At 38.0% G+C, this 19219-nt stretch carries 21 protein-coding genes, 1 pseudogene and 1 riboswitch; of the genes and pseudogenes, 17 read left to right on the top strand and 5 right to left on the bottom strand.

Going from position 1 to position 19219, the window contains the following annotated elements:
- Window positions 1-137: 137 nt before the first annotated feature.
- Window positions 138-1037, bottom strand: coding sequence for an AI-2E family transporter (locus A194_RS16780; protein WP_337442926.1), 900 nt, complete (start codon window positions 1035-1037; stop codon window positions 138-140).
- A gap of 405 nt (window positions 1038-1442) precedes the next feature.
- Here A194_RS16780 and A194_RS0100550 point away from each other — a divergent pair, with 405 nt between their 5' ends.
- A complete protein-coding gene (locus A194_RS0100550) occupies window positions 1443-1886 on the top strand; it encodes an IDEAL domain-containing protein (protein ID WP_017184934.1) in 444 nt (147 codons plus the stop codon).
- Between the two features lie 46 nt (window positions 1887-1932).
- Here A194_RS0100550 and A194_RS19585 read toward each other — a convergent pair whose 3' ends face one another.
- On the bottom strand, window positions 1933-2073 hold the full coding sequence (locus tag A194_RS19585) for an anti-repressor SinI family protein (RefSeq protein ID WP_017184933.1): 141 nt from the start codon (window positions 2071-2073) through the stop codon (window positions 1933-1935).
- A gap of 20 nt (window positions 2074-2093) precedes the next feature.
- Window positions 2094-2176, bottom strand: a riboswitch (cyclic di-GMP riboswitch).
- Window positions 2177-2302: 126 nt separating this feature from the next.
- The gene (locus A194_RS0100540) at window positions 2303-2854 is read right to left on the bottom strand and encodes a hypothetical protein (protein ID WP_017184932.1); all 552 of its coding nucleotides are present in this window, start codon (window positions 2852-2854) and stop codon (window positions 2303-2305) included.
- A gap of 241 nt (window positions 2855-3095) precedes the next feature.
- On the opposite strand from A194_RS0100540, the gene A194_RS0100535 reads away from it, so the two are divergent.
- On the top strand, window positions 3096-4577 hold the full coding sequence (locus tag A194_RS0100535; RefSeq protein ID WP_017184931.1) for an APC family permease: 1482 nt from the start codon (window positions 3096-3098) through the stop codon (window positions 4575-4577).
- Between the two features lie 260 nt (window positions 4578-4837).
- Here A194_RS0100535 and A194_RS16775 read toward each other — a convergent pair whose 3' ends face one another.
- Both A194_RS16775 and A194_RS0100525 read right to left on the bottom strand, forming a co-directional pair.
- On the bottom strand, window positions 4838-5830 hold the full coding sequence (locus tag A194_RS16775; protein WP_017184930.1) for an LCP family protein: 993 nt from the start codon (window positions 5828-5830) through the stop codon (window positions 4838-4840).
- A 14-nt stretch (window positions 5831-5844) separates the two neighbouring features.
- Window positions 5845-6483, bottom strand: coding sequence for a YigZ family protein (locus A194_RS0100525; RefSeq protein ID WP_017184929.1), 639 nt, complete (start codon window positions 6481-6483; stop codon window positions 5845-5847).
- 177 nt (window positions 6484-6660) lie between these two features.
- Here A194_RS0100525 and A194_RS0100520 point away from each other — a divergent pair, with 177 nt between their 5' ends.
- The 15 genes and pseudogenes from A194_RS0100520 to A194_RS0100450 all read left to right on the top strand — a co-directional run bounded on the left by A194_RS0100520 (window position 6661) and on the right by A194_RS0100450 (window position 19137).
- Entirely contained in the window at window positions 6661-7800 is a 1140-nt protein-coding gene (locus tag A194_RS0100520; RefSeq protein WP_017184928.1) for a sensor histidine kinase, read from the top strand.
- A gap of 130 nt (window positions 7801-7930) precedes the next feature.
- A pseudogene (locus A194_RS16770) lies at window positions 7931-8616 on the top strand (response regulator transcription factor).
- Window positions 8617-8730: 114 nt separating this feature from the next.
- Window positions 8731-9576 carry a DegV family protein gene (locus A194_RS0100510; protein WP_017184927.1) on the top strand — a complete coding sequence of 282 codons (846 nt, stop codon included), beginning with the start codon at window positions 8731-8733 and terminating at the stop codon, window positions 9574-9576.
- Window positions 9577-9854: 278 nt separating this feature from the next.
- On the top strand, window positions 9855-10799 hold the full coding sequence (locus A194_RS0100505) for a nuclease-related domain-containing protein (protein WP_017184926.1): 945 nt from the start codon (window positions 9855-9857) through the stop codon (window positions 10797-10799).
- A 505-nt stretch (window positions 10800-11304) separates the two neighbouring features.
- A complete protein-coding gene (locus A194_RS16765) occupies window positions 11305-12363 on the top strand; it encodes a DEAD/DEAH box helicase family protein (RefSeq protein ID WP_017184925.1) in 1059 nt (352 codons plus the stop codon).
- Window positions 12360-13031 (top strand): ComF family protein, encoded by a 672-nt coding sequence (locus A194_RS0100495; RefSeq protein ID WP_017184924.1) that lies wholly within the window; start codon window positions 12360-12362, stop codon window positions 13029-13031. The genes A194_RS16765 and A194_RS0100495 overlap by 4 nt, the downstream gene beginning before the upstream one ends.
- A 74-nt stretch (window positions 13032-13105) precedes the next feature.
- Window positions 13106-13531: a TIGR03826 family flagellar region protein gene (locus A194_RS0100490; RefSeq protein WP_017184923.1), complete on the top strand. Its 426-nt coding sequence runs from the start codon at window positions 13106-13108 to the stop codon at window positions 13529-13531.
- A gap of 63 nt (window positions 13532-13594) precedes the next feature.
- Window positions 13595-13852, top strand: coding sequence for a flagellar biosynthesis anti-sigma factor FlgM (gene flgM, locus A194_RS0100485; RefSeq protein WP_017184922.1), 258 nt, complete (start codon window positions 13595-13597; stop codon window positions 13850-13852).
- Window positions 13853-13864: 12 nt separating this feature from the next.
- Entirely contained in the window at window positions 13865-14362 is a 498-nt protein-coding gene (locus A194_RS0100480) for a flagellar protein FlgN (RefSeq protein ID WP_017184921.1), read from the top strand.
- Between the two features lie 20 nt (window positions 14363-14382).
- On the top strand, window positions 14383-15945 hold the full coding sequence (gene flgK, locus A194_RS0100475) for a flagellar hook-associated protein FlgK (RefSeq protein ID WP_017184920.1): 1563 nt from the start codon (window positions 14383-14385) through the stop codon (window positions 15943-15945).
- Window positions 15946-15955: 10 nt separating this feature from the next.
- The gene (flgL, locus tag A194_RS0100470; RefSeq protein ID WP_017184919.1) at window positions 15956-16864 is read left to right on the top strand and encodes a flagellar hook-associated protein FlgL; all 909 of its coding nucleotides are present in this window, start codon (window positions 15956-15958) and stop codon (window positions 16862-16864) included.
- A 60-nt stretch (window positions 16865-16924) separates the two neighbouring features.
- Window positions 16925-17518 carry a DUF6470 family protein gene (locus A194_RS0100465; protein WP_017184918.1) on the top strand — a complete coding sequence of 198 codons (594 nt, stop codon included), beginning with the start codon at window positions 16925-16927 and terminating at the stop codon, window positions 17516-17518.
- Window positions 17519-17538: 20 nt separating this feature from the next.
- Window positions 17539-17988: a flagellar assembly protein FliW gene (gene fliW, locus A194_RS0100460; RefSeq protein WP_017184917.1), complete on the top strand. Its 450-nt coding sequence runs from the start codon at window positions 17539-17541 to the stop codon at window positions 17986-17988.
- Complete coding sequence (gene csrA / locus A194_RS0100455; RefSeq protein WP_017184916.1) at window positions 17972-18199, top strand: carbon storage regulator CsrA; 228 nt, start codon at window positions 17972-17974, stop codon at window positions 18197-18199. Before fliW ends, csrA begins: the two co-directional genes overlap by 17 nt.
- Window positions 18200-18324: 125 nt before the next feature.
- Window positions 18325-19137: a flagellin N-terminal helical domain-containing protein gene (locus tag A194_RS0100450; RefSeq protein WP_017184915.1), complete on the top strand. Its 813-nt coding sequence runs from the start codon at window positions 18325-18327 to the stop codon at window positions 19135-19137.
- Window positions 19138-19219: the final 82 nt, after the last annotated feature.

The raw sequence follows: 19219 nt of genomic DNA, 5'->3' as shown, positions 1-19219 counted from the left end.
GCTCACAAAAATTTATCAGCGCTCACAGAAATTTATCAGCGCTCACAGAAATTTATCAGCGCTCACAAAAATTTATCAGCGCTCAACACAAAATATCAGCACTCACATAAAAAAGCGAACGTCATTCGACGTTCGCTTCATTTACTCGAGGCATCTTTATTCCTTAATTTAATAATTCGATAAATGTGACTGACGATTACTTTCGCTACAGCGTAAGTTGGTACAGCAATAATCATCGCTAAAATACCACCGAATCGAGCTGCGAAAAGTAAAAGGAATATAATGGTGATTGGGTGTATTTGCAATTTCTTACCCATCACTTGTGGTGCGATCAAGTTACTTTCTAATTGCTGGATAATGACAACTATAATGATCACGAGCAATGCTTGGAACGGCGATTCTAACAAGCCGACGATAACGCCAGGAATTGTCCCGATCCACGGGCCGATAAACGGAATGAAGTTCGTAAACAAAGCAACGACCGCTAAAATAAGCGCAAAGCGTAGGTCGATGATCGTGTAACCGATATAAACGAGCACCCCGACAAAACAGCTCACAATAATTTGACCTTGAATGTACGAGCTGAGCGCATCATCCATCTCATCTAATATACCTCCAACATCATCTTGATAACGTTTTGGTAAAAAGCCAAGGATACGCTTTGGAAGGCGCTCGCCATCCTTTAATAAGTAAAATAATATGAAAGGTACAACGATAATCGAAATTAGAATGTTCGCCACAACACCGAGATAGTGTGTGATCTGTGATGCGATCGTTGAAAGAATGTTATCTATGTTTTGTTGTAACCCTTCAAAAAATTCGGTGATGGCATCTTCCTCAGGTGATATGCGGGAAAACCAGTCACTCGCTTGAATACTTAACAACATTTGGTTAGCATCGTCTATTAAGTCAGGTAATGTATTAACTAAATTATTAAATTGTCGTTGCAATTCTGGTGCGATGACCATGACTAAACCGGTTATAATACCAAGTCCGGCCACGAAAACTAATAAAACAGATAAAGGCTTGGTATGTATTTTGAAGAAAAGTCCACAAAAGGTCGGGTTAAGTAGTATAAAATCCCAGCGATTATAATAGGTATGAATAAGGTTTGAAAAAGCACAAAAATGGGCTGAAAAATAAAACTAACTTGTGTCGCTAGAAAAACAATTAAAAAAACAATAATAATCCCGTAACCAACTCTAAACCATTTTCCATCTGGCATTAAATCTCACCAACTCTCTTTTGTTTCTCTCTACATTTGTTACTATTCTAATATAACGGAAAAAATTGTGAAACTATTATCTATTATTATATCTAATTTTCGTAGTTATATAAGTTATAGAGTAAAATTAAATGCGTTTTTCTTTAATTTTTTTAGTTTTTCGTGCATAATTATAATAAACAGAATATTCAAACTTTAAAATTCTGGGGTGGTGGCCATGCAGTCAGTAAAAATGTTAAAACCTTATTATGTCAAGAAGGATGAGCGGTTTGTTCGTATTATATTAGCTTTCCAATACTTTTCAGTTGTTATGGATGACCAGCTATATCATTTTATTCCGTTAGAGGCTAGAGAAATCGTCATTGATCGATATAATCGTGAAATTGTTAATAAACAGGATCAATTTGTGTTTCAAAAAGGGGTTAACTATATTAAGTTGCCACTCTATAAACTGATGAAGTTTGAATCGTTCGAAGAGCAGTTGAACAATATTACAGATGAATATTTTGATGAGCAGCCTCGCGTGACACAAGCCGAAGTTGATTTAGTTGTATCACAATTAGTCGAGCAAAATATCTATCGCCTAATTGATCAATCGTTAGTTCAAGGGGATAAGGACCAGTTTTTAGAGTTAACGAGTTATTTATATTCAAATGAATAAAAATGAATAAATAACTAAACGGGTGGCGAAAAGCCACCCCGTTTAGTTATTCCGTTACTTTGCTTGTTGTTAAAAACTCTCTAATTTCGTCTTTACTAATTCCGGCCTCTCTTGCTTCTTTCATTAGCTGAACCCACTCGTTGTCAAGCCCTTTGATTAAACGAACTTCCATAGCCAATGTGCGCATTCCCTTTTCCCCCAAATAGATGAGGTAGCTTTGCAATCATAGGTATTCCCTTAGACCAACAGCTTTGCGTCCCTTTCTTTCAAAAGGTTTGCCTTTTTCTACACCGAAATTATTATTCTAATTATAATATTATAGTTTTTTCAAAGATTTAATAGCCCCTTTTCATCCAAAAATTTCTACAAAATAATAGGTTGTTTTTGAATTTTATGGGTAAATGAACCTAAAAATGTCAAAAAGCTTCACTTTCTTCTAACCAACTATTGACCTCTTTGAAAATAGAAGTTTTAATATTATCTTTTCTCGCTTCATATTCTTCTTTAAATTCATCAATTGTTTGTTCAGGGATTAAGTGATCATTGGCTGCAGATTCCATTTCAGCTATAAGTGTTTCAAACTGTCGATCAGCTTTTTCTTCTATTTCATTTGCTTCGCGTTCATACTTCAATAGGTTAAAACCTTGGGAAATAATATTTTGACCTGAACCAACTTCATCTAACACATCGTCTTTTAAAGACTCAATGTCGCTTAAGATCGATTGTTCTAATTCATTAAATTGCTCTTCATATTGCGCAACTAAATCAGTTTCTTCCCTATGAATAACCTGGTTGGAATAGGAGACTTCCAAGTAATCTTCTTCAATAATTTGGGCATATGTATGCTCATCCACTTCATCCTCATCTCCACTACTAGACGGTGTATTCGAGAATTCCAAGTAATGAAAAGAGAAATGGTAAACAGCATAAGCAGTAATAAAGGTCATAACTAAAAACATTTTGCGCATCGTAGACGACCTACCTTTCTGCAAGCATTGTTGCCCAATTATTAAAATTTTATACGGTCAAAATTAGACATTTTTAGCTAATTTTCTAGCTATACTGTTTCCTGGAAAACCCCGTCCGTTGTTATGGTATATCCTTACAAATGCTCTTAATTGTTACGAAAAATACTATTTTCCAACATGGTTTTAGTGTGGGATAATAAGTGTCGAAGTTTTTAAAAAATTTAATAAAGGAGTTTTCTGTGTGAGTGGTAAGAATTTAACAAGACAGAAACTAGACAAAACACTTAAACCACATTGGGTATGGGCGATTGCACTTGGTTCGTCTATCGGTTGGGCTTCTTTCGTTATGCCGGACACTTGGATGGGTGAATCTGGTCCGTTAGGTGTTATTTTAGGTTTAACGATTGGTGCATTACTCATGATCATTATTGCGATCAGCTATGGTGTGCTCATTCGTAATTATCCAGTATCGGGCGGGGAGTTCGCCTATGCTTTCCTTGGTTTAAGTCGATTACATGCATATATTAGTGGCTGGTTTTTAACCCTCGGTTACATATGTATTGTCGCACTTAATGCAACCGCGTTCTCATTAATGCTTAAGTTTATTTTCCCGAATTTTATCGAACAAGTAAAAGTTTACGAAATAGCAGGTTGGGAAGTTTATTTAACTGAAATTATTATCGCAACTGTATTAATTGGTATTTTTACTTTATTAAACATAAGAGGAACGACAATTTCCGGAAGATTGCAATTTATTTTTGTTGCTATATTAATCGCAGGTGTTTTAACGGTTACGATCGGAATGACATCAAGTGGAGAGACGTCGTTTAGTAACTTAACGCCAGTGTTTACACCAGAGATATCCGCACTTGCTGCCATATTAACAATCGTTGCAATCGCACCGTTTGCTTACGTTGGGTTTGATAATGTACCGCAAGCGGCAGAGGAATTTAAGTTTTCCTCGAAAAAAGCGTTAACGTTAATCGTATTGGCTATATTCTTTGCTGCAGCCATTTATTCATTAATGATCGTTGCAACAGGTGTCGCAATGCCGTGGCAACAACTTTCTGAAGCGAATCATGCTTGGGGAACTGGTGTTGTCGTACAAGAAGTATTAGGTACAGGCGGTTTAATAGTGTTAGCAACGGCATTAACGATGGGTATTTTTACTGGTTTAAATGGATTCTTAATTTCATCAAGCCGTGTGTTATTTGCTATGGCTAGAGGTAAAGTGTTACCAAAAGCTTTCTCACATTTACATTCAAAGTATAATACACCGTACTTTGCAATCATTTTTGCTGCCATTGTTGCCATTATTGCACCGTGGTTTGGTCGTGAAGTATTAGGTTGGATTGTGGATATGTCATCAGTCGGTGTATCAATCGCCTTTTTCTACACAACGTACACAGCATATAAACTATTAAGATGGAATGATCAAGACCCTAAATTCGACCCAGAACTGCATATCGTATCACCTGGGAGAAAGGTCGTCACATTACTAGGTATGGTCGCAAGTTTATCTTTCTTAGTGTTGTTATTGTATCCAGAATCTCCAGCTGCGTTAGGAATTGAATCATTAATTGCGTTATTAGTTTGGGTTGTAATTGGTGTTATTTTCTATATTGGCCGTCGGAAGGAGCTAATGAAATACACGAGAGAAGAGTTAGCTTACTTAATATTAGGAGAAGAGAAGTTTAAGTTAAATAAAGACGAAGATAAATAATAATTATCAATTTATAATAATTATAAAAAGTTGTTTAAAATTTCATTTATTTATCAACTTGTTCTTCATTATTTGAATTTATTTTTCAATGTCGAAAGGATTGTAAATGGTATATAACTATAATAAAATGTAATTAACCTCGATCATAAAGGTTGATTAGACGCTATCTTTTTTCTTGGCCACCTAATTTATTTAGGTGGTCCTTTTTTTGTTTTAAGTGCTTTATTGCAATAAAAAAAGCTAGAGTTAAACTCTAGCTTTTAAAGACCTTGATCTTCATTCTCTTCTTCATCTTTTTTCGCCTCAACATATTGGCTATCAATTTGTAAATGCGTTCGCAACTCCTTACTTATATCACTAATGCTACGCTCATCTAAATCAAAATAATAAATATCATTAGCCCACAAGTCATTACCTTCTAGTTGGTGTTGTTCTATTTCAAGTCCATCGTTACCTGTTACGTATTCGTGTAAACTAACAAGCTGGTCAAATGATATATTCGTTGTCATTCGGTCACCAATTGATTGAATTAACGAATTGTAACGAGTAATCGAGGAGAACGATAACGTTTGATCGATAATTGACTCAAGTATTTCCATTTGACGGTTACCGCGTTCAAGGTCATTGTCATGTTGCCTCGTTCTTGCCATCGCAAGCGCTTCTTCGCCGTTTAACGTTTGTTCACCAGGTTGAATGACGACAGTTCCTTGATCTGTGCTATCTGTTTCTTCTAAATAGTAAGGGACATCGAAGTCTACTCCGCCTAAAGCATCAACCGTATCGACAAAAGCCATAAAGTCTAACCTAACATAATAATCAACTGGAACATCTAATAAGTCTTCAACTACTGAGACCGTTTCATCAAGGCCGCCGAATCCATGGGTGTGATTAATTTTATCCTTTGAATATTGATAACTTACATCGACATATGAATCACGTGGAATACTAACCATATTGACTGATAGATCATCTTTGTTAAATGTAGCTAGAACAAGTGCGTCTGCTAAGCTTGACGTACCTTGTCTTGTATCACTATCATCGACACCGACGAACAAAATAGAAATATTGTCTTCACTCGGGTCAACTTCTTCTTCACGTTGTTCAGAGTGTTCACCTCGTTCAAGGTCTTGATATGATTCTGTTACCGCTTTTTCAGCTTCTTGATAAAGATTGAAAAAGTAATAGGTAACACCACCAGCTGCTAATAGGAAAGTCACCAGTGTTCCAATTAATAACTTTTTCTTAAAACTCATTTCGGATTCCCCTTTTATATTTGAATATCACGCTCAATATATTTTTCCTCACCATCATGCATTTCGACTTGATCACTTGTAAAATCAATAATCCAGCCCTTGAACGAATCGACATCTGATACTGGAACTAAGACGTGGAAAGAGACACGCTCAGTATAATCAATGTTTTCAATTAACTGCTTATGGTTTCTTAGTTCATTTTCAAGCTTCCCTAACATGCCATACTCAGCAGTAATCATAACTTCTCTCATTAAAGAGCGTTTAACAGCACCAATTTGGCGAATTGCTTCTGAAGTTGAATTAGAATAAGCGCGAATTAAACCACCTGCCCCAAGCTTAATTCCTCCAAAATAACGAGTGACGACAACCGTTGTGTCTTTTAAGTCCATTTGCTTTAAAACTTCAAGCATTGGCACACCAGCTGTACCACTCGGTTCACCGTCATCTTGTGCTTTTTGGATTAAATTTTGTTCTCCGATCATATAGGCAGAACAATTGTGTGTTGCACTAGCGTGTTCTTTTTTGATTTTTTGTATAAATGCTTGCGCTTCTTCTTCAGTTTCGGTACGTTTGATATGACCGATAAATCGTGATTTTTGTATATTGATTTCATGTTTTCCTTCATTTTTTACAGTTAAGTAATTTTCTAACATAATGATATCCTCCTAAACTATCATTATATAGAAACTAAATATGTTGGGCAATTATATAGACGAATTTTATACCCATTTAGTTACAGGGAAATGAAAAAAAGGACAAAATAAATCAAAACCCCCAAAAGTTTTTGCATAAATGACGAACAATATAGTAATAATGGTGGAGGAATCTCTATGTCAAAAGTTTTAGAACAAGACCAAACCTTAAATCGAATCATCGAAGAAATGGTCAATGTCGTATCAAATAGTAAAGAAGAAATATTTGACCTAGGTGAAAATGCTCGTAAAGAACAACAAGAACTAGCTAAAGAAGTTTTACAAATTCGTAAAGACGTTAGTAAAATGATTGACGAAAATGATCAACTGGAGCGAAGGTTGAAGTTAGCACGTCAACGGTTAACTGAAGTTAGTCGAAACTTTAGTAAGTATTCTGAAGAGCAAGTACAGAAAGCTTATAACGATACGCACGAATTACAGACGAAATTAGTCGTCCAGCGCCAACAAGAGGTTGGACTTATTAAGCGACGAGACGAATTAGAACATCGCATCAGAGGTTTAAATGAAAATATTGAGCGAACAGAAAACCTTATTGGTAAAGTTAACGTCGTGTTAAACTACTTAGTGAACGATTTCCAAAATGTTAATGAAGCAATCTCTTCAGCGAAAGAAAAATATGAATTTGGCTTACAAATTATTGACGCACAAGAGGAAGAACGCCGGAAGTTGTCACGTGAAATACACGATGGTCCAGCACAAATGTTAGCTAACGTTATGATTCGTTCAGATATTGTACAGAAAACGATTCGTGAGCGTGGTGTTGATGAAGCGTTGAAAGAGATGAAAGACGTTAAGGAAATGGTTCGTGGGGCTTTGTATGAGGTGCGAAGAATTATCTATGACTTAAGACCAATGGCTTTAGATGATTTAGGTCTAGTTCCGACATTGAGAAAATACTTATCTACAATTGAAGAATATCACAATATTAAAGTTGAATTTAAACCAAACAATGACGGAGATCGTTACTCACAAAAATTTGAAGCTGCTGCTTTCCGATTAGTGCAAGAAGGTGTTCAAAATGCACTTAAGCATGCTAATACGAGCTTAATTCAAGTCCGCTTTGAACAAGCATATAATAAGTTGAACATCCATATTGTTGACTATGGGAAAGGGTTCAATGTCGATGAGAAAAAAGAAGATTCTTTTGGGTTAACAGGAATGCGTGAACGTGTTGAAATGTTAAATGGTCAAATGGACATTAAGTCTACAGAGGGTAAAGGGACTAAAGTATCGATATCACTGCCGATTATGTATTAATAATTCAGATTTATTTATAAATTTGCATGAAATAGTACCTAGCTGACCATATTTGTAGTATAATTATATTAATATTTTACGGGGGATCAAGAGCGGCTTGAGTAACGATTAGGATTGAAGGAGGAGTATCATGTCAACAAATATCGTTCTTATAGACGATCATAAACTTTTCCGCGAAGGAATTAAGCGCATCTTAGAGTTTGAAGAAAGTTTTAATGTCGTTGCTGAAGCTAGCGATGGATCAGAAGCTTTAGCTGTCATTGATGAAAATGAACCAGACGTCGTTATTATGGATATTAACATGCCGGATGTTAATGGAGTAGAGGCTACTAAGCAATTAATAGACCAACACGGTGACCTTAAAGTCATTATTCTATCAATCCATGATGATGAATCTTACGTTACACACGCTCTTAAATCAGGTGCACTAGGATATATGCTAAAAGAGATGGATACAGAAGAACTAGTGAACGCCATCAAAGTCGTCAGCAAAGGTGGATCATACATCCATCCAAAAGTGACGCACCGATTAATCAATGAATATCGCCGACTTTCAAATGTTGGTGGCGAAAGCAAGAAGCAGCATTTGAGTATATCGAATATCGTAAGCCCCTTCATTTACTTACTCGCCGCGAATGCGAAGTTTTACAATTGATGACAGATGGGCGCAGCAATAGAGGAATTTCAGAAGATCTTTATATTAGTGAAAAAACGGTGAAAAACCACGTGTCTAACATTCTTCAAAAAATGAATGTGAATGACAGAACACAAGCCGTTGTTACAGCCATTAAAAATGGCTGGGTACTTGTAAGGTAGAAAGTCACCACTCACGAATTGTGAGTGGTGATTTTTTCTTTTGTACGATATTAAAAAATACCGATGCAAAAAGGGACACGTTATTGTAAAATATGGATTAGGGAGGTCGATGGTATGAAAACAGCTGTTTTAACTGATAGCACGGCATACATACCTCAAGAACAATTAGATCATTGGAATATATATATGGTGCCGCTCAGTGTCACATTTGGTGATGAAAGTTATCGTGAATTAGTTGATATAACAACTAAAGAGTTTTATGAAAAAGTAAGAACTGAAAAAGATTTACCGAAAACAAGCCAGCCGTCTGTAGGTGACTTCACAACGAAATTCGAAGAGATTGCAAACGACTATGACGCCGTTGTCTCAATTCACTTATCAAGTGGAATTAGCGGGACATATCAAGCGGCTGTTTCAGCAGGCGATATGGTTGACGGTTTAGAAGTTCATCCATTTGATTCTGAAATTAGTTGTATGGCACAAGGCTTTTACGTACTAGAAGCGGCTCAAATGGCACAAGACGGTGCAACACCTGATGAGATCTTAAATCGTCTTAAAGAAATGAAACAAGATTTGAATGCATACTTCATGGTGGACGACTTAAGCCATCTAGCGCGTGGTGGTCGCTTAACAGGTGCACAAGCAATGGTCGGAAGCTTATTGCAAGTGAAACCTTTACTTCACTTCGAAGATACAAAAATCGTACCATTCGAAAAAATCCGTACAAGCAAAAAAGCTTACAAGCGTATGGAAAACTTACTAAGCGAAGCAGCAGAAGAAGCCGAGCAAATGAAAGCAGTCATCATCCACGCCGAACGAGAAGAAACTGCGAACAAGTGGAAAGACGAGCTATCAGAAAAATATCCAAACGTAGAATTTGTTATCAGCTACTTTGGACCAGTAATTGGCACACACCTCGGTGAAGGCGGCCTCGGTTTGGGTTGGTATAAAGTAAAATAAAAGGTGCGCAGATGAGACAAGCTCATCTGCGTTTTTTATTTTGTGGGTGAGCGCTGATAAAAAGTCGTGAGCGCCGATAAAGTGGATGCGAGCGCTGATAAAATATCGTGAACGCCGATAAAAAATCGTGAGCGCCGATAAATGATAAGCGAATGCTGATAAAAAATCATGAGCACCAATAAAAAATTCCTAACCCACCCCCTAAATTAATCCAAAACTCTTCTCTTTTCATAAAAAATTGACTATAATATTGCTTTAGAAAGGAAGTGTTATATGAAATGATTTTATTACCTCAACAAAAACCCTCGAGTCTAGCTCAGCTAGAAGTCATCGCCCCTCGACTAATGAGCCATTCCCCAGTGTATCAAAATGTTCGTGACCGATATCGCCGTGAGAAATCAGGCTATGATGGAGAGCGATCTCTAAACTATTATTTCAACTTCTTACCACAAAGCGCAATCTATTTACATGGCCTCCGTGTCGAAGAGCGGCAATACACTTTCCAAATTGACCACTTAATACTATTCCCTAACTTTTTCCTTATAATTGAAGTGAAAAATAATGCTGGCCTCATCAAGTACAACACCGAAACCGGGGTGCTCAAGTGCATTAAACGTGACGGAACTCATGAACATTATGGTGACCCTTTTATCCAAGCGAGAATTCAGCGTTTTAAACTCAAGAAACTCCTCGAACCATCTGGATTCACTGTTCCTCCAATCCACACGTTAGTCGTCTTTTCTCACCAAGATGCTGTTTTGGAAATTGAAGGACGTCAGCCCGATCTAATTATTAGCCAACGCCTCCCGTGGAGAGTATCCGAGTTAGAACAAAAATATTCCAAACCTATCTTTTCAAACGAAGAGTTAATTTATATAGGAAAAGTGCTTAAAAATAACCACAAGCCCAAAGAAGTCGACATCATGAAGGAGTGCAATATTCAGAAGGAACATATTAGAAACGGCGTTTGGTGTACCAATTGTAAAAAATATATAATGAAGCGTATAAATCGTAACTGGAGGTGCCCTTCCTGTAAACACAAAGATTCTAATGCTCATATAAAAGCCCTTGAAGAGTACAAGTTGATCTTCGGGAGTGAAATAAAAAATAAACAAGCTAGAGAGTTTCTTCAAGTACCAAATGACATAGCCAAAAGGTTGCTGAAGAAAACTTGCTCCTCATATGTAGGCGAGAGGAAGACGAGAGTTTATACTTTATCCTAACTTATGAGGCAAGCGCTGATAAACTCGTGTGAACGCTGATAAATATTTACGAGCGCCGATAAAAAGTATGTGAGCGCCGATAAATTTGTCTGAATGCTGATAACAAGTTCCCGAACTCCGATAAAAAACTCTGAGCGCTGATAAATGCTAACCATCACTCCCACTATATCTATAAAATCAAAGAGAAAGGACAACCCCTATGAAAACAACTCCCCCACTAATCGAAGACCTGGCAAGAAGATTTTCTACTAAACTATTACTCAAACATGAACTCAACCTATCAGAGCACCGATTCCAATATTTAATCACGCATCAACATATCGAACGAGTCCCTGGAATCAGCTCAGCGCTCAACTTCCACCAATGCAACCGTTGCCTTAACAAAAATCAAATGCTATTCGGTAAAATTCCACAGCGCAACAGCAAATCTATCATCTATTGCAAAAAATGCATTCAAATGGGGCGCGTTAGTACAAAGGAGCCGCTCTACAGATGGACTGGGCCAATGCCGATGCGCCACAATGTCGCGAACCCTCTCAAATGGCGAGGGATCCTAACACCACTACAAGAAAAGGCGTCACAAAAAATGGTCGAATCCGTAAACAATCGATCTAAGCTATTAATTTATGCTGTCTGTGGGGCTGGTAAAACGGAGATGCTTTATGCGGGGATCCAGGAAGCAATCAAGCAAAACAAAAGAGTGTGCATTGCGACACCGCGCGCGGATGTAGTAAGGGAACTGGCGCCACGATTACGCCGAGATTTCCCAACAATTCATTCAGCTGCGTTATACGGCGGGTCAACGGAACGTGATCTAAACAACCACCTCGTCATTGCAACAACACACCAATTGTTACGCTATGAAAATTCGTTCGACGTCATGGTCGTCGATGAAGTCGATGCATTCCCTTACCATCGTGACAAAACACTTCCAAAAGCCGTCGCCCGGGCCTCCAAATCAGATAGCACGCAAATCCACTTAACCGCTACACCAAGGCGATCCCACAAGCTGCAAATCGCAACGAAGCAAATCCCGACAGTCTCAATTCCTAGCCGTTATCACGGGCACCCAATCCCAACTCCGACATTCCAAGCAATCCTTCGACTTAACGATTCGTTAGAAAAGGATAAAACCCCAACAAAAATCACTCGCTGGATCAACGAAAAACGAACGAACAACCGCCGCTTTTTACTGTTCGCACCGACAATCCAACTTGCAGAATCACTAGCAGAAAAACTAGACATGCCTTATGTCCACGCCGAAAGCCCATACCGTGAATATTTAATCAAACAGTTCCGAGCTCGTAATTTCGAATCATTAATAACGACGACAATTCTCGAACGAGGCGTTACATTCCCATCAATTGATGTAGCGGTCATTCAAGCGGACCATCATGTGTTTGATGAAGCGGCACTGATCCAAATTGCTGGCCGTGCAGGTCGAAGTGCTAACGACCCGACAGGCGATGTAACCTTTTTCTACGAATATAAAACGAATGCGATGATTCAGGCACGCAACTATACAATTTTGAAAAATAAAGAAGCGAAGAGGTGCACAGTATGATTTGCTACCTTTGTTTAAAACCGATTAAAGAAGACACGACTTGGAGCAACTTCCTAAATCCACAACACCGCACGATTTGCGACCACTGTGATGACAAACTTGAACAAATCACTCAACCATTTTGCCAAAAATGTATGAAACCGACTGCCGATCAAAAGTGTAGCGACTGCATCCGCTGGGAACAACACTTTGGCCAAGATCCTCTTGAGCGAAACGTTTCCATTTATACATATAACGAGTATATGAAAGACTTGATCGCACGTTTTAAATACCGTGGCGATTATGAGCTGATTAACGCTTGGAAAAAGAATGTCCGCGAAACTTTTAAGGAACATTTCAAAAACCAAGACCTTTCAATAGTCCCAATCCCACTCGGTGATGACCGCTACTCAATTAGACAGTTCAACCAAGCCGAAGCAATCGCAATCCTACTAACCGAACCGATTCATCACATCCTCACACGTCAAGATGGCCAAAAACAATCAAAAAAATCAAGACGCGAACGAGTTTTCTCCAACAACCCTTTTCAAATCACCCAACCCTCACCCAAATCGATCCTGCTAATTGACGATATTTACACGACTGGCACGACCATTCGCCAAGCTGCGTCACTTTTAAAAGAAAGAGGTGCCGAACATGTCCAATCTTTAACTTTAATTCGAAGCTAAATTTTCCTTAACCACTTTGTAAATAGAAATTGTTGTCGATATAATAGATAGAAGAAGATCGAGGAGGAATCGGGATGGGAGAATTAGCGAATTGCCCAAATTGTGGGGAGCTTTTCGTGAAAGGAGCACAAACAGTATGCCGGACATGTTTTCTTGAAGAAGAAGAAAAGTTCGAGACAGTCTATAGCTTTATAAGGAAAAAGAAAAACCGTACAGCAACAATGGGTCAAGTGTCTGATGAAACAGGGGTTGAAAAGTCATTAATTCAAAAATGGTTAAGACAAAGACGAATTCAGCCTGGAACTTTTCCAAATTTAACTTATCAATGCGAGCGGTGTGATACGCAAATTTATGAAGGTAAACTTTGTTTGGATTGTGCAGATGTTCTAAAGAGTGATTTACAGCAAGGTGAAGTAAAAACAATCGCCGAAAAAGAAAACGAAAAGAAGCGACAAAAAGTTTATTTCAATGTTGATCAAGAAAATAAATGGAGAAACTAAACATCTTCGCGAACAAACCGATATAATAAGAAGAAATGTTCGTTCGATAAAGGGGTGAGAAGGGTGAAAATTAATCCGACTAACAAGCCGTATTTAAACCCATACCAGAAGCAAATGCAAAATCAGCCAATGAAACAATCTAACCAACAATCAGATAAAGTTGAGATTTCGAATAAGGCGAAGGCGATGCAGGAAAGTAATACGATCGAAAAGGCACGCCAAGATCACGTTCAGTCGATTAAGCAACAAGTTCAAGATGGAGAGTATGATGTTGATTTGAAAAAGACAGCTGAGAAATTGTTAGAATTTTATCGTCGCTAAGGAGGACTTCCGTTGTTAATCGAGTCCATTATTGAGAAGTTAGAAAAAATTAACCAACTAAACGAAAGCTTATATCAATTGTCTCAAGATAAAACAGAACGCCTGAAAAATAATGATCTTGAGGCATTCAATGAGCTTTTAATAAAAGAGCGTAAACATGCCCAAGCAATCGACCAGCTTGAAGCAAAACGTGTTCAAGAAACAGATGCATGGTTCCAACAAAATGACTTAAGTGACCAAGAGCAGACAATTACAAATATAATCGAAAACCTTAAAGACGGTGAACACAAACAACGTCTTGAAACTTTATATGAAAAGCTAGTTTTTATACTAGCTAATTTAAAGCAACAAGAACAATTAAACCATGATCTAACACAACAATCTTTACAATACCTTGAATTAACATTAGATCTAATTAAGCCGACTTACCAAAAGGACTTAAACTACCGTAAGCCACAACAAGAAACGAACCAAACGACAAACCGTTCAGTATTTGATTCAAAAGCTTAGTTCTTGAGAGGAGCATAACTATGGCGACATCGACATTTCACGGATTAGAAGTAGCAAGACGAGCACTTGCTACACAACAATTTGCTTTACATACAACAAGTCATAACATATCAAATGCGAATACAGAAGGTTATTCTAGACAGCGTGTAAACTTTGAAGCATCGCAAGCCTTTCCAATGCCTGCTCGAAACGCACCACAAATGTCTGGCCAACTTGGAACAGGTGTTGAGGCTGGCCAAATCGAACGCATTCGTGATCAATTCCTAGACTTTCAGTACCGTGCTGAAAACAACCAAGCTGGTTACTATGAAAGTAAAGCAGAGGCGCTAAAGCGTATGGAAGACATTATGAATGAATCGAGTGATTCAGGCCTTGCAAGCACGATGGATCAATTTTGGGAATCGATTCAAGACGTTGCTACCAACCCAGAAGATGGTGGTGCTCGCCGTGTCATGCAACAGCGTGGACAAGCAGTAGCAGAAACGTTCCACCACTTACACGAGAAATTGACGGACGTTCAAGGTGAATTGAAAAACCAAATGGATACAAACGCTGGACAAGTTAACACACTCGTTAATCAAATCCAACAAATTAACGACCAAATAAGTCGTGTCGAGCCTAATGGTGATTTACCAAACGACCTATACGACCGAAGAGATGTCTTAATCGATGAACTATCTCAACACGTCAACATAGACGTATCTTATGAATCAAATGGTGGCCACTCAAAAGCGAGCGCTGAAGGTCAAGCGATTGTTACGCTAGTCGATAACAATAGATCAGATATTGAAGGTGGCACTTTAATTGATGCTGAAAACAATATGAGAGGCTTAGAAATTCAATTTAATGGAGAAAATGATGAAATTGTTTCAGGTGTAGGGATAGGGCCGATAGGTGAAGATGGCGAAGTTGATGTAGAACAAACTATCGAAGCAAGCAACTTTAATTCACCAGGAAAATTACAAGGCTTAATTCATGCGAATGGGTATGACTCTGGTGAAACAGATGATGGAGACAATCCAATTTATGCAGGGGATTATGTCGAAATGATCGATGGATTAAACCAAATGGCTCATGCATTTGTTAATGAATTCAACGCTCAACACGAACAAGGTTATGACTTAAATGGTGATGAAGGTGTTAATTTCTTTAATGAACTTGAAAGCTCGGAAAATGCCGCTGCGTCCATTTCAGTTTCAGATGCTATTTTAAATGATGAAAATTTAATCGCAGCCAGTGGCACAGGACATCCAGGCGATGGATCAAATGCGAGAGCACTATCTGATGTAAGAGACGAAAATATCGATGAACTTGGTGGCCAATCCACACAAAAGTATTATGAAGCATTAATTGGCGACTTAGGTGTAAAAGCCCAAGAAGCTAACAGAATGGCACAAAACACGTCTGACTTACGTGAGTCTGTAAATAATAACCGTGAATCGATTAGCGGTGTGTCATTAGATGAAGAAATGTCCAACATGATTAAATTCCAACACGCTTACAACGCAGCAGCGCGTAGTATGACGGTTGTTGACGAGACGTTAGATCGTGTTATTAACCAAATGGGTATTGTCGGAAGGTAGGTGATTCATAATGCGCGTTACACAAAACATGTTAAACAATAGTATGTTAAATAACTTGAGACAAAATAGTGCTGAAATGCAACGTTCGATGGAACAACTTTCAACTGGTAAGAAAATTAACCGTCCTTCAGATGATCCAGTTGTAGCGATGAAAGGTGTAGACTATCGCTCAGAGCTTTCAAAAGTTGATCAATATGAACGTAACATGTCAGAAGTAAGAAGTTGGATGGATACTTCTGATGAAGCGATGAATGAAGCGGGGCAAAGTTTGCAGCGAATTCGGGAGCTCGTTGTACAAGCTAGTAATGATACTTATGATCAAGATGACCGTGCTAATATGGCAAGTGAAGTTGATGAAATTAAAAACCACCTGACTGAATTAGCGAATTCTAGAGTTAATAACAAGTACATTTTCAACGGTGCAAACACGTTAGAGCCACGATTCGACATTGATGAAGAAGGTAATAGAACATCAGATAATGCCAACAATGATGCTGTTGAAATCGAAGTATCTGATGGTGTTTATATCCAATCAAATATTAATCCCGAAAATGCATTTTCTGAAGAGATGTTTAATAGTTTGGATAATGTCGTTGATGCTCTAAGAGGCGGTGACCTAGAAGAAGGTGAAGACGGCGCTGAAACTAGAGTAAGCCAATTTCTTGATGAATTAGATGACCACAGTCAAAGCTTAGTAAACGAGCGTGCGGACTTAGGTGCTCGTATGAACCGTGCCGACTTAATTGAAAACCGACTTTCACAACAAAAAGTGACAACGAACCAACTAAAATCTAATAATGAAGATGCCGATATGGCAGAAGTTATTATGAATTTACAAATGCAAGAAAATGTACACCGTGCATCACTAGGAGCAGGTGCGCGCGTGCTTCAACCAACATTAATGGATTTCTTAAACTAATTTAGCTATCTGTGAAAGCAGATAGCTTTTCTACATAGTTAAGAAAGTAGGGAAAACAAAATGCAACTACCACCTATTCATTATCATATTCAAAAAGGCCAAATCGCTATTAATCAAACAGATGCCCAAGTTCAAATAAACCAAAGAGAAGCGGACTTGCAAATAAGCCAGCCCGAAGCGGACCTTCAAATTAATCGTACACCATCGAAATTAACAATTGATCAAACCGCAGCTTGGCGTGATATGGGGATCATAAGTATTGAAGAATCAATCTCTAATAGTGCTAGTGAAGGTATGCAAAAAGCTATAGAAGGAATGGCTAGGCGAGCGCGTGACGGTAACGAAATGCAACGGATTGAAAATGGTGGAGATGCTATTCCGCGAATTGCTAAGCGAAATATGCCAAATGAACGTCAAGACTTTACGATTGGCTTTATACCCTCATCGTATTTCGCCGTCGATATTAATTATGACCCAGGTGATGTTGAAGTTAATATTCAAAAGAATGATCCAATTATAGAAGCAAGAGCAAATAAACCGATCTTAGATTACACCCCTGGACAACTCGATACTTATTTAGCGCAAGAACCACATTTTGAAATAGATGTAGACATGGACACTTTCCGAGTACAACAGCTTGATATGAAAATTTAACAGAAGGGTTGATTAGACCTATGAAGATCGAAACACTTTATTTTGAAACAGTTGAAGTAGATGAAAAAGATATAATCCATTTTGAAAACGGATTGCCAGGATTTCAAAGCGAAACAGAATTTGTGATGCTAGATTTAGAGGGGAATCCAGCTTTCAAAGTATTACAATCCGTCCAAACTGAATCACTTGCTTTTGTCGTCACCAATCCATTTTTGATTCAACCTGATTATGAATTTAAACTTGATGATTCAACGATTGAACAATTAAATGTAAAACAGCCAGAACACATTTCAGTTTGGTCTATTGTTACCTTGAAAGAACCATTTGAGAAATCAACACACAACCTCCAAGCACCAGTTGTTATTAATAACGAGAGTAAAAAAGCAAAGCAAATATCACTAAACCACCCAAGCTACCATACGAAACACTCGATCAAAGGAGGGGAGCATCAACATGTTAGTTCTGACTAGAAAACAAGGTGAGTCAATACAAGTTAATGATGATATTGAAATTAAAGTTCTATCAGTAGATGGAGACCAAATTAAACTAGGCATTGATGCTCCCAAACACGTTGATATACATAGAAAAGAAATCTATCAACAAATCACCCAGGAAAACCATGAAGCAAGCCAACTATCAAAAAATACAATAAATCTATTAAAAAATCCAAAAAAAGACTAAAACATATTAAAAGCTTGTCGATATTATAAATGTAAGGATATCAGTCAAACGTCGGCGACTAAATGACTGTTTATTAAAAGCCACATGGACGTGGCAATCAAACATAATTCAAGGAGGAATTTGTAATGATTATTAACAACAATATTGCAGCGATGAATACACATCGTCAAATGGGAATCAACCAAAGTGAACAACAGTCAGCTATGGAGAAACTATCTTCAGGTATGCGTATTAACAAAGCGGGTGACGACGCAGCTGGACTATCAATCTCAGAAAAAATGCGTGGTCAAATCCGCGGTCTAGAACAAGCTAGCCGTAATGCACAAGACGGTATCTCAATGATCCAAACTGCTGAAGGTGCATTAGACGAAACGCACAACATCTTACAGCGTATGCGTGAACTAGCAGTACAGTCTTCAAACGATACAAACGTTGATGATGATCGTAATGCATTGCAAGCTGAATTAGAAGAATTAGAGGCTGAAATCGACCGTATTTCTGATAATACAGAGTTCAACACTCAAGAATTATTAGATGGTTCATTAGAAAGTGCTGTATTCCATATAGGGGCTAATGAAGGTCAAGGGATTGAACTTTCAATTGAGGATATGAGTGCAGAAGGTGTAGGAGTAAATGGTATAGATATTTCTAACCAAGAAGCTGCAGACGAAGCAATTACTACTATTAATGAAGCAATTGAAACTGTTTCTGAACAGCGTTCAAACCTTGGCGCTGTACAAAATCGCCTAGAACACACAATTTCTAACCTAGATAACGCATCTGAAAATCTATCAGCTGCAGAATCTCGTATCCGTGATACTGATATGGCTTCTGAAATGATGGAAATGACTCGTGCTAACATTCTTTCACAAGCTTCACAATCAATGCTAGCTCAAGCTAACCAACAACCACAATCAGTACTACAGTTACTAGGTTAATAATTAAATAATATTTCAAGTTGAACTATTCCTTCAGACAGTGGATTAATTAATAATTCCGCTGTCTGTTTCTTTATGTACT

It is taken from the genome of Alkalibacillus haloalkaliphilus C5, assembly GCF_000269905.1.
Classification (GTDB): Bacteria; Bacillota; Bacilli; order Bacillales; family Alkalibacillaceae; genus Alkalibacillus; species Alkalibacillus haloalkaliphilus_A.
This window is presented reverse-complemented; position numbering and strand designations above follow the sequence as displayed.